This window comes from Mycobacterium sp. TH-M25, from assembly GCF_057473665.1.
The window spans coordinates 1-14,376 of the sequence record NZ_JBYCLA010000479.1; the positions used below are offsets into that span (position 1 = coordinate 1).

Sequence of the window (14,376 nt, forward strand, 5' to 3'; positions counted from 1 at the left end):
GCAGTAAGGTAGCGGTGGCGGCGAGTGGTGGTGTTGGTGGAAAGGCTGGTGTGACCGCGAGACCCCTGCGTGAGCTCATCGACGACGGTTGGGCGACGGCTTTGCAGCCCGTCGAGGAGCAGGTCGCCAAGATGGGTCAGTTCCTCCGTGAGGAAGTCGCGGCCGGCCGCGGCTACCTACCGGCTGGAGAAAATGTGTTGCGTGCCTTCACTTTCCCTTTCGACAAGGTCAGGGTACTGATCGTCGGGCAGGACCCCTATCCCACGCCCGGACATGCCGTCGGACTGAGCTTTTCGGTAGCCCCGGACGTGCGGCCGTTGCCGCGAAGCCTGGAGAACATCTTCCGCGAGTACGCCGGCGATCTGGGTTTTTCCGCGCCCTCCTGCGGCGACCTGACGCCGTGGGCGCAGCGCGGGGTGATGATGCTCAACCGGGTGCTCACCGTTCAGCCGCGCAATGCCGCGTCGCATCGCGGCAAGGGCTGGGAGGCGGTGACCGAATGCGCGATCCGCGCGCTGGTGGGTCGCCGTGAGCCGATGGTGGCCATCTTGTGGGGCCGCGACGCCTCGACGCTCAAGCCGATGCTGGCCGGCAGCGATTGTCTGTCGATCGAATCGCCGCATCCCTCGCCGCTGTCGGCGTCCCGCGGATTCTTCGGATCGCGGCCCTTCAGCCGCGCCAACGAGTTGCTGGCCCAGCTGGGTGCCGAACCGGTCGACTGGAAGCTGCCGTAACCAGACCGGGCGTGCAAACCTTAGCCGCGCACGACCTTGCCGGCCTTGATGCACGAGGTGCAGACGTTGACGCGGTGCTTGTTGCCCCCGGGGCGGTCGGCAACCCGCACGCTCTGAATGTTCGGGTCCCACCGGCGGCTGGTCCGGCGATGGGAGTGCGACACCGACTTGCCGAAGCCGGGGGCCTTCCCGCAGATATCGCAGACGGCAGCCATACGTGAAACTCCTCAGACTCTGGGGCCATGGGCTGATTGCCCTGCTCCTGTTCAGGCCTTGGCGGCCCGCGTCGTCGCAGCGCACGACCCAACGGGTGGCCCGGCAACCTGGCAAGAATAGCTGCCGCGGGGCGGAACTGCCAAAACGATCACCACCAGGTGCCGGCCGACCTGTGTTGTCGTCGTCAATGGATAGGCTGTCGCCCACCGGTGGCGGCGTGAGGAGGTGCTTCCAGGTGGGATCGAGCGAGTCGGGGTCAAGGCTGGCCGGGCTGGATCGCGCGCTGGACGCGTCCGCTCTGCGCGACTGGGCGCACACCGCGGTCGGCGACCTGATCACCCACATCGACGAGATCAATCGGCTCAACGTCTTTCCCGTCGCCGATTCCGACACCGGCGTCAACATGCTGTTCACCATGCGTTCTGCGCTGGCCGAGGCCAACACCGAGGCGAAATCCGACGACGTCGTCAAAACGGCGGCCGCCTTGTCCGCCGGCGCCCTGAACGGCGCACGGGGCAATTCCGGGGTGATCCTGTCGCAGATTCTGCGCGGTTTTGCCGACGTGACCGCCCACGCGTACGCCGAGGCGGGCGATGACTTGCACGACATCGACGCCGCGCTGCTCGGTGCGGCGCTGCATCGCGGGGTCGATCTGGTCGTCGCGTCGATGGGCGGCCGAGAGGTCCAGGGAACGATCGTCTCGGTGCTCAAGGCCGCCGGTGAGGCGGTCGACGAGACAGCACCCGCGGGGCTGTCGCAGGCGGTCATCGCCGCCGGTGAGGCCGCGGTGGTGGCGCTGGAGAAAACCCCCGAGCAGCTCGACGTGCTCAGGGACGCCGGCGTGGTCGACGCCGGTGGTCGCGGTCTGCTGGTGCTGCTGGACGCGTTGCGATCGACGATCACCGGCCAGGCGCCCAGCCGCAAGGTCTACGAGCCGGCGCCGCGTCGGCACACGCTGGACCTCGCCGCGCAACCGCCGGCGCCGCAGTTCGAGGTGATGTACCTGTTGGGCGGGTGCGACGACGAGGGCGCCGACCAGTTGCGCGAGCGGCTGGACGAACTCGGCGAATCGGTGGCCATCGCGACCTCCGGCGTGGTCGGTGGCCACTCGGTCCACGTCCACACCGATGATGCCGGCGCGGCGATCGAGGCGGGCATGGTGTTCGGTCACCCGCGGCGCATTCAAATCTCCATGCTGACCAGCGGCACCGGCGGGCTGCCGCCGGGCAGCTGGACCCGCGAGCGCGCGGTGCTGGCCGTCATCGACGGCGACGGCGCGGCCGAACTGTTCGCCGATGAGGGAGCCTGCGTGTTGCGGTCCAACCCGCTCGCCGAGGACCCGGCGACGGTGATCACCGCCCAACAGCTGTTGCGTGCGGTCGTCGACACCGGTGCTGCTCAAGTGATGGTGCTGCCCAACGGTTACGTGCCGGCCGAGGAACTGGTGGCCGGCTGCACCGCGGCCATCGGATGGGGCATCGACGTGGTGCCACTGCCGACCGGCTCGATGGTGCAGGGCCTGGCCGCGCTCGCGGTCCACGAACCCGGCCGGCAGGCCGTCAACGACGGGTACACAATGGCTCGCGCCGCAGGCGGTGTGCGGCACGCAGCAGTGCGCGTCGCGACCGAAACGGCGTTGACGTGGGCCGGCTCCTGCGAGCCGGGCAACGGACTGGGCATTGCCGGCGACGAGGTGCTGATCGTGGCGCCCGACGTCGCCTCGGCCGCGACCGGCCTGATCGATCTGCTGCTCGGCGCCGGCGGTGAGCTGACCACCGTGCTCATCGGTGACGGCATCGACGCGGACGCCGTCGAGACGGCGCTGCAGCAGCACCTGCACGACTACCACCCCGGTATCGAACTCGCGATGTACCGCACCGGGCATCGCGGTGATGCGTTGCTGATCGGGGTCGAATAGTCATGGCGTCGCTGCGCGACCGCCTGGATTTCATCGTCGGCGCCAAGGCGGCGGGCCCGCTCGACGAGATGTTCGGTATCCAGACGATCGACGACTTGCTGCGCCACTACCCGCGCAGCTACGTCGAAGGCGCAGGAGTCCGCGACGCCGGCGCCGAGCCGCCGCCCGAGGGTGAGCACGTCACGCTCGTCGACGAGGTCACCGACACCGCACTGCTGTCGATCCGAAACCGACCCAGGGACAAGCTGTTTCGTGTCACACTGGGCTCCGGACGGGGCAAGGTCACCGCCACGTTCTTCCATCCCAAGAAGTGGATCACCGACCAGCTGTCCCAAGGAACCCGCGTCATGCTGTCGGGCGAGGTGAGTTACTTCCGCGGCGCCATGCAACTCACCCATCCCGATTTTCTGGTGCTGAACTCCGCGGACGGGCGCAACCACGGCAGCCGGTCGCTGAAGATGATCGCCAATGCCTCTCAGGCGGTGAGTGGGGAGGTGCTGCAGGAGGCCTTCGAGCGCACGTTCTACCCGATCTACCCGGCCAGTGCGAAGTTGCAGAGCTGGGACATCTTCAATTGTGTGCGGCAGGTACTCGAGGTGCTTGACCCGATACCGGACCCACTTCCCGAGACGCTCCGCGCCGCACATGATCTGGTGTGCGAGGACGAGGCGTTGCGCGCCATTCACCTCGCTGAGAACGACGCCGACCGGCAACGGGCAAAAGAGCGGTTGGCCTTCGACGAAGCGGTCGGTCTGCAGTGGGCGTTGGTGAGCCGGCGTCACGGCGAACTCGCGCAGTCCGGGCCGGCAGCGCCGTCGGCGCCGCAAGGCCTCAAACACGCACTGCTGCATCGCTTGCCGTTCGATTTGACCGACGGGCAGCGTGAAGTCCTGGAGGTCCTGTCCGGCGAGCTCGCGGCGAACCGGCCGATGAACCGACTGCTGCAAGGCGAAGTGGGTTCAGGCAAGACCATCGTGGCGGTGTTGGCGATGCTGCAGATGGTCGATGCCGGCTACCAGTGCGCGCTGCTGGCACCCACTGAAGTGCTTGCCGCCCAGCACCTTCGGTCGATCAGGGACGTGCTCGGGCCGTTGGCGATGGCGGGCCAGCTCGGCGGCGAGGACAACGCGACCCGGTTGGCGCTGTTGACCGGATCGATGTCGGCGGGCCAGAAGAAACAGGTGCGCGCCGAGATCGCCGGCGGCGAGGTAGGCATCGTCGTCGGCACCCATGCGCTGCTGCAGGACGCGGTCGAGTTCCACAACCTCGGCATGGTCGTCGTCGACGAGCAACACCGGTTCGGCGTCGAACAGCGCGACCAGCTGAGGGCCAAGGCCCCCGCCGGCATCACACCGCATCTGTTGGTGATGACGGCGACACCGATTCCGCGGACCGTGGCGCTGACCGTGTTCGGTGATCTCGAAACGTCAACTCTGCGCGAGCTTCCCCGGGGCCGGCAGCCGATCACCACCACCGCGATCTTCGTCAACGACAAACCCGGGTGGCTGGATCGAGCGTGGCATCGCATCATCGAAGAAGTGCGGGCGGGCCGCCAGGCCTACGTGGTGGCGCCGCGGATCGACGACACCGACAACGCTAGTCAGGGCGAGAAGGACCAAAGGCCTTCGGCCACCGTCGAAGAGCTCTATGCGAGGTTGGGCGGCGACCAGCTCGCGGGTTTGCGGCTGGGGCTCATGCACGGGCGGCTGAGTGGTGACGACAAGGACGCGGTGATGACGGCGTTCCGGGCCCGCGAGGTCGACGTGTTGGTGTGCACGACCGTCATCGAAGTCGGTGTCGACGTGCCCAACGCCACCGTGATGCTGGTGATGGACGCGGACCGCTTCGGCATCAGCCAGCTGCATCAGCTGCGCGGTCGCATCGGCCGCGGCGAGCACGCCAGCATCTGTCTGCTGGTCACCTCGGTGGCGCCGCATTCGCGTGCCGGCCGGCGGCTGAGCGCCGTCGCCGCAACGCTCGACGGTTTCGAGCTCGCCGACCTGGATCTGCAGGAACGTCGCGAAGGAGATGTATTGGGCCGCAACCAATCCGGACGTGCGATCACGTTGAAGCTGCTGTCACTGATTCGTCACCGCGAGGTCATCGAAGCGGCCCGGGACTTCTGCGAACAGGCTTACGGCAACGCCGCGGTGCATCCGGGTCTCGCGCTGTTGGCGGCACCGTTCACCGGAAGTCGGCGCATCGAGTTCCTGGACAAGTCATGACGCGCAGGACATGGCTGTGGCTCTCGGCCATCGCAATCCTGACCGTGCTGGTTGCCTACCAGGTGGTGACGACCTCGGCGGGGGATCGAGACCGGCAATTCGCCGCCCGCGCTGACATGCCGACGGTGGCGCCCGGTGTCGATGTGTTGGCTGGAATTGCGGTGGTGCCGAAACGCATCCGCCGCTATGACTACCGACGGGCGGCCTTCGGTGAGGCGTGGACCGACGACAACGACGCGCCCGGCGGGCACAACGGCTGCGATACCCGCGACGACATCCTCAACCGTGACCTTGTCGACAAGACCTACGTGTCGATCAAACGCTGTCCCGACGCTGTCGAAACCGGTGTCTTGCACGATCCGTATACCAACGCCACCATAGACTTTCACCGCGGCGCAAAGGTCGGGGAATCTGTGCAGATTGATCACATCGTGCCGTTGGCTTACGGCTGGGACATGGGAGCGTACGGCTGGACCGAGCAGACGCGGGTGCGGTTTGCCAATGATCCGGCCAACCTGCTGGCGGTACAAGGCCAAGCAAATCAGGACAAGGGCGACTCCCAGCCCGCGCTGTGGATGCCGCCCAACGCCGCGTTCCACTGCCAGTACGCCATGCAATTCATCGCGGTGTTGCGGGGTTACGGGCTGCCTGTCGACGCGCCGTCAGCCGCGGTCTTGCGCGAAGCTGCCGGGACGTGCCCGAAAGGTTGAGCTGGCTTCCCAGCGAACGTGCGTGGTCCTCAAGCGGAATGACCTCATGGCGTCAGCTGAGACATGGGAGCGGCGATGCAATTAGGCCCCGGTGTAGGTCAGCGGGTCTTCGCGGACACGGGTGCCGTCGTTGAGCCCGTTGAGCGCCTCCATGTGCGTGGCGGTCAACTCGAAGTCGAAGACGTTGAAGTTCTCGGCGATTCGCTCGGGGTTGCTGGAACGCGGAATCACCACATTGCCCAGTTGGATACTCCACCGGATCAGCACCTGCGCTGCGGAACGGCCGTATTCAGCAGCGATCGACGTCACGGCGGGGTTGTCGACCAACCTGCCGACCGCCAACGGGCTGTAGGCCTCGGTGACGACGCCGTGCTGCTTGTTGACGGCGCGCATCTCGGCCTGGTTGAGCAGCGGGTGCAGCTCGATTTGGTTGACCGCGGGGGTGACGTAGGTCAGGTCGATGACCGTCTCCAGATATTCCTCGGTGAAGTTGCAGACGCCGATGGACTTGGTGTGACCGTCGCCGAGGGCCTGGATCAGGCCGCCGAAGGTGTCGACATATTTGCCGAGCGCCGCCATCGGCCAGTGGACCAGAAAGAGATCGACGTAATCGAGGCCGAGCTTGTCCAAGCTGACCTTGACGGCGTCCTGTGTTGTGGTGAATCCCTGGTCGGCGTTGGCGACCTTGGTGGTGACGAACAGCTCCGCGCGGGAGATGCCGGACGCCGCGATCGCGCGGCCGACGGCTTTCTCGTTGCCGTAGACCGCCGCGGTGTCGATGAGGCGGTAGCCGATCTCCAGAGCCGTCGACACCGCACGCTCGGTTTCGGCGTCAGACAATTCGGCGACTCCGAGGCCGATTACCGGCATCGTGTTTTCGTCGTTGAGTGCAATGGAGGGAACTGACAGTTCAGGGCCGCCCGACATCTGTTACCTGCCTGTGAAGTCGAAGGTTCGTGGATCAGGGCCGAGCCGGTTTCCATCATCGAGCGACGAGATCGACGCCATGTCGTGTTCGCTCAATTCGAAATCGAACACGTCGAAGTTGCGCGCAATCCGCTGGGGGCTTACCGACTTGGGGATGACGATATTACCCAGCTGAAGATGCCATCTAAGCAGTGCCAGGGCGGGTGTCCGGCCAAGGGTCTCGGCGACCGCGGTGACGACGGGGTCGGTCAACAGCGATCCCTGCCCCAGCGGGCCCCACGCTTCGGTGGCGATGCCCAGGCGGGCGTGCACCTCGCGCAACTCGTTTTGCGGCAGCCGGGGATGCAGCTCGACCTGGTTGACCGCGGGCACGATCCCGGTGGCGTCGACGAGCGCCGTGAGGTGGTCGGGCTCGAAGTTGCTGACCCCGATCGACCTGATCCGGCCCTGATCGCGCAGGTGGGCGAAGGCCCGAAAAGTGTCGATGAACTTGTTGAGCTTGGGCATCGGCCAGTGAACCAGGTACAAGTCCAGGTACTCCAGACCCAGTCGGTCCATGCTGACGTCGAAAGCGGCCAGCGTGCTGTCGTAACCCTGCTCGGAGTTCCACAACTTGGTGACCAAGTACAGTTCGTCTCTGGGCACGCCGGACGCGGCGACCGCACGGCCGGTCTCGCGTTCGTTGCCGTACACCGCCGCGGTGTCGATGTGGCGGTAGCCGGCTTGCAGGGCGGCGAGCACCGCCCGCTCAGTGTCCGCGGGCGGGACTTTGAAAACGCCGAATCCGAGCGTGGGAATGCGATGACCGTCGTTCAGTGGGACCGAGGGACTCAAGGAACCAGACATGACACGAAGTCTGCCAGGCGTGCCGGATCAGCAGGTCAGTACCGGTGGTTGGGCCGCGCGGTTGCAGAGTGCCGCCACCACCGCGGGTCTCAAGGTGATTCCGTGGATCCCCACCCGCGCCAAACGGCTGCTGGCCGGCGGCCGTGAGATCACCATCGACGGCAACACGCTGGACCCCACGCTGCAGCTGGCGCTGGCCGGGATGCGCGCGTTCGGGATGAACGGTCTGGTGATCAACCAGAATGTCGTCGTCTCGCGGGCTCAGATGCGCGAGATGACGCAGGGCTTCGGCGGACCGCAGATCCACGTCGGTGTCAGCGACCTGTCGATTCCCGGACCGGCGGGCCCGATCCCGGCCCGGCATTACCGGCCGACGACGCCCGAACCGGCGCCGTTGGTGGTGTTCTACCACGGCGGTGGCTGGGTGCTCGGCGACCTCGACACCCACGACCCACTGTGCCGGTTGACCTGCCGCGAGGCCGGCGTCCATGTGTTGTCGATCGACTACCGACTCGCCCCCGAGCACCCTGCTCCTGCCGCGGTCGACGACGCCTATGCCGCCTTCCGGTGGGCCTACGAGCACGCTGAGAAGCTGGGCGCGATACCGGGCAAAGTGGCCGTGGGCGGCGACAGCGCCGGCGGCAACCTGGCCGCGATCGTGTCGCAAATCGCCCGCGACGAGGCCGTTGAGCAGCCGGTCCTGCAGTGGCTGATCTACCCGCGCACTGATTTCACCGCACAGACCCGGTCACTGAGTTTGTTCGCCGACGGCTTTCTGCTCACCAAGGCCGACATCGACTGGTTCAGCGAGCTATATCTGGGCGCCTCCGACGCCACCGCGACCGACCCGCGTATCTCGCCGCTGTTGGCCGAGTCGCTGTCGGGGCTGCCGCCCGCGCTGATCGCGACCGCCGGCTTCGATCCGCTGCGCGACGAGGGCGACCGCTACGCCGCGGCGCTGACGGCCGCCGGCACCCATGTCGACCTGCGCACGATGGGATCGCTGACGCACGGGTTCGCCAGTTTGTTCCCGCTGGGCGGCGGCAGCGCACTGGCCACCACCGAGTTGATTTCGGCTTTGCGGGCACATCTCAGCCGCGTCTGATCTGCAACTGCGCTCGTAGGTAGGCTTAGCAGCTATCGCCGACCGCACCGCGGTCGGGCAGCGAAGCCGACAATCCGGAATGGTGACCAGACCCATGGCCGAAAAAGCCGCCAAATCGAATCGTCCCAAATACGACCTCAACGCCGCTGGGCGGCGACGCGATCTTCTCTTCAAGGTCGGGCTCACCTCAGTCGTGTTGATCTTCGCCGTCGTTCTCATCGGCTACATCGTGATCTCGCACGACAAGAAAACCGCCGCGACCGGCGCGCGGGCCATCCGGGTGACCACGAGCAAGCTCGTCACCAAGGACGGCACCCACGACCCGAAGGCCGTGGTCTCGTTCTACGAGGACTTCCTCTGCCCGGCCTGCGGCAATTTCGAGCGGAAATTCGGACCAACGGTGTCCAAGCTGATCGACGACGGCGCTATCGCCGCGGACTACTACATGACGGGCTTTTTGAGCCGGCCGCAGAACCAGGACTACTCCTCGCGCGCCGCCAATGCTGCCTACTGCGTCGCCGACGAGTCGATCGACGCCTTCCGTCGCTTTCACGCGGCGTTGTACACCAAGGAAATTCAGCCTTCCGAGACTGGGACATCGTTTCCTGACAACGCGAGGCTGATCGAGTTGGCCCGGGAGGCCGGCGTGGTGGGCAAGGTGCCCCAGTGCATCAAGGACGGCAAATACCTGCCGATGGTCGACGCAATGGTCGCGTCCACCGGCATTCACGCGACCCCCACGGTGCGCATCAACGGCCAGGACTACGAGTTCTCGACGCCGGAAGCTCTTGTCGCCAAGATCAAGGGGATCGTCGGGGATGTCCCGGGTATCGACTCGGCTGCGGTCCCTGCAGCATCGTGACAGCTACGCCATCGGCCAAATCTGATCAGCCGGTGGAGGATTCGACCTTGAAGCGCGACGAGCCGGCGGGCCCGTCGACGGCGGGCGCGTGGTCGATTCTGGTTGCAGGACTGCTCGGTCTGATCGCCTCGGCGGCGCTGAGCGTCGAAAAGATCGAACTCCTGATCAATCCGGCCTACGCGCCGTCGTGCAATCTCAACCCGGTCGTGGCGTGCGGTTCGGTGATGACGACGCCGCAAGCGTCGGCATTCGGCCTCCCGAACTCGTTGATCGGTATCGCGGCGTTCGCCGTCATGACTGTCACCGGCGTGCTAGCAGTCGCTAAAGTGCCACTACCGCAATGGTATTGGATCGGTATGACGATCGGCGCGCTGTTCGGTGCCGCTTTCGTGCACTGGCTGATCTTCCAGAGCCTCTACCGCATCGGCGCCTTGTGCCCGTACTGCATGGTGGTGTGGGTGGCGACCATCTCGGTCTTGGTGGTGGTCGCCTCGACCGCGTTCGGACGGACCGGTGAGGGCCGCGGCGGGGCGGTGGTGCGTGCGCTGAACCATTGGCGGTGGTCGATTGCCACGCTCTGGTTCACGGCCGTCTTCTTGCTGATTATGGACCGATTCTGGAACTACTGGTCCACGCTGATCTGAGACAACCTGCCTACCCGTCGACCGAAGAGGGACCCATCTTGATCTCCAAAGTGCTGGTTGCCAATCGCGGTGAAATCGCCGTCCGAGCGTTCCGGGCCGCCTACGAGCTCGGCGTCGGTACCGTGGCCGTCTACCCGTACGAAGACCGAAATTCCCTGCACCGCTTGAAGGCCGACGAGTCCTACCAGATCGGCGAGATCGGCCACCCGGTCCGGGCGTATCTGTCCGTCAGCGAAATCGTCGACACCGCCCGTGCTGCGGGTGCCGACGCGGTGTACCCGGGGTACGGCTTTCTGTCGGAGAACCCGCAGCTGGCCGCCGAATGCGCCAAAAAGGGCGTCACCTTTGTCGGCCCCAGGGCCGAAGTGCTGTCGTTGACCGGCAACAAATCCCGCGCCGTCGCCGCGGCTCGCGAAGCGGGTCTGCCGGTGCTGAATTCGTCGGCGCCGTCCTCGTCAGTCGAGGAGTTGGTCGCGGCGTCGGCCGAGATGGAATTTCCGCTGTTCGTCAAGGCCGTTGCCGGCGGCGGCGGTCGGGGCATGCGGCGGGTCGCCGATGCCGAGGCGTTGCCCGAGGCGATCGAGGCGGCCAGTCGGGAGGCCGAGTCGGCGTTCGGGGATTCGACGGTCTACCTCGAACAAGCAGTGCTCAACCCGCGCCACATCGAGGTGCAGATCCTGGCGGACACCAAGGGCAACGTGATTCATCTCTACGAACGTGACTGCAGTGTGCAGCGACGCCACCAGAAGGTCGTCGAGCTGGCGCCGGCCCCGAACCTGCCCACCGAACTGCGGGACAAGATGTGCGCCGACGCCGTGGCCTTCGCCCGCCATATCGGGTACAGCTGCGCGGGCACGGTGGAGTTCCTGCTCGACGAGCGCGGCCACTATGTCTTCATCGAGATGAACCCACGGATCCAGGTCGAGCACACCGTCACCGAGGAGATCACCGACGTCGACCTGGTCTCCAGTCAGTTGCGCATCGCGGGTGGAGAAACTCTGGCGGACTTGGGATTACAGCAGGAATCCATCCGCCCGCGCGGCGCCGCTCTGCAGTGCCGGATCACCACCGAGGACCCGGCAAACGGATTTCGCCCCGACACCGGACGGATCACCACCTACCGCAGCCCGGGCGGCGCGGGCATCCGCTTGGACGGCGGAACCAATCTGGGCGCGGAGATCAGTGCCCACTTCGACTCGATGCTGGTCAAGCTGACCTGCCGCGGCCGCGATTTCACCACCGCGGTCAACCGGGCACGGCGCGCGATCGCGGAATTCCGGATCCGCGGTGTATCGACGAACATCCCGTTCCTGCAAGCGATCCTGGACGATCCCGACTTCCAGGCCGGGCATATCACCACCTCTTTCATCGAGGAGCATCCGGCGCTTCTCACCTCGCGATCATCGGCCGACCGCGGCACTAAAATCCTCAACTACCTGGCCGACGTTACCGTGAACAAGCCGCACGGATCCCGGCCGTCGGCGGTCTACCCGCAGGACAAGCTGCCCGACATCGACCTGACTAAAGCGCCACCGGCGGGCTCCAAGCAGTTGCTGGTCGAATTGGGCCCCGAAGGCTTCGCCCGGTGGCTGCGCGACTCCTCCGGTGTCCGCGTCACCGATACGACCTTTCGGGACGCCCATCAATCGCTGCTGGCGACGCGGGTGCGCACCAGCGGCCTTGGACTGGTAGCGCCGTACATCGCCCGGACCATGCCGCAACTGCTGTCCGTCGAATGCTGGGGCGGCGCGACATACGATGTGGCGCTGCGGTTCCTCAAGGAAGACCCTTGGGAGCGCCTGGCAGAGCTGCGCGAGCTGATGCCCAACATCTGTCTGCAGATGCTGCTGCGGGGTCGCAACACCGTCGGGTACACGCCCTACCCGGAGCTGGTCACCTCGGCGTTCGTCGACGAAGCCACCGCGACCGGAATCGACATCTTCCGGATCTTCGACGCATTGAACAACCTCGAGTCCATGCGTCCCGCCATCGATGCCGTACGCGAAACCGGTTCCGCAATAGCCGAAGTCGCGATGTGCTACACCGGTGACCTGTCTGATCCGGCCGAAAACCTCTATACCCTCGACTATTACTTGAAGCTGGCCGACGAGATCGTGGAAGCGGGCGCGCACGTGCTGGCGATCAAGGACATGGCCGGCCTGCTGCGTCCTGCGGCGGCGCGGGAACTTGTCGGCGCGTTGCGCAGTCGCTTCGACCTGCCGGTTCATGTGCACACCCACGACACCCCCGGCGGGCAGTTGGCCAGCTACGTCGCCGCCTGGCAGGCCGGAGCGGACGCGGTCGACGGCGCATCGGCCCCGATGGCAGGCACCACCAGCCAGCCCGCGTTGAGTTCGATCGTGGCGGCCGCCGCACACACCGATTACGACACCGGGTTGTCGTTGTCGTCGGTGTGCGCGCTCGAACCGTACTGGGAGACGTTACGAAAGGTCTACGCGCCGTTCGAGTCCGGGCTGCCAGGGCCGAGCGGGCGGGTTTATCACCACGAGATCCCCGGCGGGCAGCTCTCGAATCTCCGCCAACAGGCCATCGCGCTGGGGCTGGGGGGCCGGTTCGAAGAAATCGAGGAGGCCTACGCCGGCGCCGACCGGGTGCTGGGCCGGCTGATCAAGGTCACCCCGTCGTCGAAGGTGGTCGGCGATCTGGCGCTGGCTTTGGTGGGGGCGGGTCTGAGCGCTGACGAATTCGCCTCGCATCCCGAGCAATTCGACATTCCGGAGTCGGTGCTGGGGTTCTTGCGCGGAGACCTGGGCGACCCGGCGGGCGGTTGGCCGGAACCGTTGCGGACCAAGGCGCTAGCCGGCCGTGGTGAGGCCAAGCCGGTTCAGCAGCTGACCCCGGACGACGAGACCGCCTTGGGGCTGTCGGGGCATAACCGGCAGGCCACCTTGAACCGATTGCTGTTTCCCGGACCGCCAAGGGACTTCGAGAACCACCGGGAAACCTACGGTGATATCTCCCGGCTGTCGGCCAACCAGTTCTTCTACGGTCTGCGCCAGGGCGAGGAGCACCGGGTGCAGCTAGAGCCTGGCGTCGAGCTGTTGATCGGCTTGGAGGCAATTTCCGAGCCCGACGAACGCGGCATGCGCACCGTAATGTTCATCATCAACGGGCAGTTGCGGCCGGTGGAGGTCCGAGATCGCAGCATTGCCAGCGAGATTCCGGCTGCGGAGAAGGCGGAGAAAGGCAACCCCAATCACGTCGCCGCACCGTTCGCCGGGGTGGTGACCGTCGGGGTTTCCGTCGGCGACACCGTGCAGGCCGGTCAGACCATCGCCACCATCGAAGCGATGAAGATGGAAGCGCCGATCACCGCGCCGGCCGACGGCACCGTCGATCGGGTCGCCGTGTCGGACACCGCTCAGGTCGAAGGCGGGGACCTGCTGGTGGTGCTCGCCTGACGCGCCGGCGACGATGCAGAGCGTGTAGCGCGATGAGGAGGAGCGGCGCCATATGACGCGCATCGTCGGCGGCGTCGCCGGGGGACGGCGGATAGCGGTGCCGTCGCAGGGAACCAGGCCGACCACCGACCGGGTGCGCGAGTCGTTGTTCAACATCGTGACGGCGCGGCGGGACTTGACCGGTCTCGCGGTGCTCGACCTCTATGCGGGCTCGGGAGCGCTCGGCTTGGAGGCACTTTCGCGAGGTGCGAGGTCGGCATTGTTCGTCGAGTCCGATCGCCGGGCGGCGGCGGTGATCGAACGCAACATCGCCACGCTCGGTCTGCCCGGCGCCGTCCTACGGCGCGGTCACGTCGCCGCCCTGTCGGCCACCAGACCCGCCGCGCCGGTGGATCTCGTGCTCGCGGACCCGCCCTACGACGTCGACACGGCCGAGGTGGAGCGCCTGCTGACCGCGCTGGCCGGCCATGGCTGGGTACGGGCGGGAAGCCTCGTGGTGGTGGAGCGCGCAGCGGGCGGTCCCGCCCTGACATGGCCCGACGGCTGGGATCCCTGGCAGCAGCGGGTGTACGGCGACACCCGTTTGGAGCTGGCCGAACGGCAGTGATTCAGCGTGTACCGTCTTTCGTCATGGGCGCCGCTCCTCCGCATCGCTTCGCTCTGCATCGTCGGTGGCGCGCGTCATGAGCGCCGCTCCACCTCGTCGCTTCGCTCTGCATCGTCGGTGGCGCGCGGCCAGAGCGGGCCCCGCGGCCCCGGCTCATTTG

12 protein-coding genes are annotated in these 14,376 nt (G+C 66.5%); 9 read left to right on the forward strand and 3 right to left on the reverse strand.

Annotation, left to right across the window (positions count from 1 at the left end; translation table 11 throughout):
- The first annotated feature begins 50 nt into the window (after positions 1 to 50).
- Positions 51 to 734 carry a uracil-DNA glycosylase gene (locus AC2VOU_RS16170; protein WP_486958290.1) on the forward strand — a complete coding sequence of 228 codons (684 nt, stop codon included), beginning with the start codon at positions 51 to 53 and terminating at the stop codon, positions 732 to 734.
- A 20-nt stretch (positions 735 to 754) separates the two neighbouring features.
- Here AC2VOU_RS16170 and rpmB read toward each other — a convergent pair whose 3' ends face one another.
- The gene (rpmB, locus tag AC2VOU_RS16175) at positions 755 to 949 is read right to left on the reverse strand and encodes a 50S ribosomal protein L28 (protein ID WP_067341086.1); all 195 of its coding nucleotides are present in this window, start codon (positions 947 to 949) and stop codon (positions 755 to 757) included.
- A 263-nt stretch (positions 950 to 1,212) separates the two neighbouring features.
- On the opposite strand from rpmB, the gene AC2VOU_RS16180 reads away from it, so the two are divergent.
- From AC2VOU_RS16180 to AC2VOU_RS16190, 3 genes are read left to right on the forward strand one after another with little or no spacing between them, the layout of a single operon-like run.
- A complete protein-coding gene (locus tag AC2VOU_RS16180) occupies positions 1,213 to 2,868 on the forward strand; it encodes a DAK2 domain-containing protein (protein WP_486958291.1) in 1,656 nt (551 codons plus the stop codon).
- A gap of 2 nt (positions 2,869 to 2,870) precedes the next feature.
- Positions 2,871 to 5,093: an ATP-dependent DNA helicase RecG gene (recG, locus tag AC2VOU_RS16185; RefSeq protein ID WP_486958283.1), complete on the forward strand. Its 2,223-nt coding sequence runs from the start codon at positions 2,871 to 2,873 to the stop codon at positions 5,091 to 5,093.
- Positions 5,090 to 5,803, forward strand: a complete 714-nt coding sequence (locus tag AC2VOU_RS16190) for an HNH endonuclease family protein (protein WP_486958284.1) — start codon at positions 5,090 to 5,092, stop codon at positions 5,801 to 5,803. Before recG ends, AC2VOU_RS16190 begins: the two co-directional genes overlap by 4 nt.
- Before the next feature lie 81 nt (positions 5,804 to 5,884).
- Here AC2VOU_RS16190 and AC2VOU_RS16195 read toward each other — a convergent pair whose 3' ends face one another.
- Positions 5,885 to 6,730, reverse strand: a complete 846-nt coding sequence (locus tag AC2VOU_RS16195; protein ID WP_486958285.1) for an aldo/keto reductase — start codon at positions 6,728 to 6,730, stop codon at positions 5,885 to 5,887.
- A 3-nt stretch (positions 6,731 to 6,733) separates the two neighbouring features.
- Positions 6,734 to 7,576, reverse strand: a complete 843-nt coding sequence (locus AC2VOU_RS16200) for an aldo/keto reductase (RefSeq protein ID WP_486958286.1) — start codon at positions 7,574 to 7,576, stop codon at positions 6,734 to 6,736.
- On the opposite strand from AC2VOU_RS16200, the gene AC2VOU_RS16205 reads away from it, so the two are divergent.
- From AC2VOU_RS16205 to rsmD, 5 genes are all read left to right on the forward strand, one after another.
- The gene (locus AC2VOU_RS16205; protein WP_486958287.1) at positions 7,575 to 8,681 is read left to right on the forward strand and encodes an alpha/beta hydrolase; all 1,107 of its coding nucleotides are present in this window, start codon (positions 7,575 to 7,577) and stop codon (positions 8,679 to 8,681) included. The two genes, AC2VOU_RS16200 and AC2VOU_RS16205, sit on opposite strands and share 2 nt — an antisense overlap.
- 94 nt (positions 8,682 to 8,775) lie before the next feature.
- On the forward strand, positions 8,776 to 9,543 hold the full coding sequence (locus AC2VOU_RS16210) for a DsbA family protein (RefSeq protein ID WP_486958292.1): 768 nt from the start codon (positions 8,776 to 8,778) through the stop codon (positions 9,541 to 9,543).
- On the forward strand, positions 9,537 to 10,187 hold the full coding sequence (locus tag AC2VOU_RS16215) for a vitamin K epoxide reductase family protein (protein ID WP_486958293.1): 651 nt from the start codon (positions 9,537 to 9,539) through the stop codon (positions 10,185 to 10,187). The genes AC2VOU_RS16210 and AC2VOU_RS16215 overlap by 7 nt, the downstream gene beginning before the upstream one ends.
- Positions 10,188 to 10,225: 38 nt before the next feature.
- Positions 10,226 to 13,609 carry a pyruvate carboxylase gene (locus tag AC2VOU_RS16220; RefSeq protein WP_486958288.1) on the forward strand — a complete coding sequence of 1,128 codons (3,384 nt, stop codon included), beginning with the start codon at positions 10,226 to 10,228 and terminating at the stop codon, positions 13,607 to 13,609.
- Positions 13,610 to 13,661: 52 nt separating this feature from the next.
- Entirely contained in the window at positions 13,662 to 14,216 is a 555-nt protein-coding gene (rsmD, locus tag AC2VOU_RS16225) for a 16S rRNA (guanine(966)-N(2))-methyltransferase RsmD (RefSeq protein WP_486958289.1), read from the forward strand.
- Positions 14,217 to 14,376 lie beyond the last annotated feature (160 nt).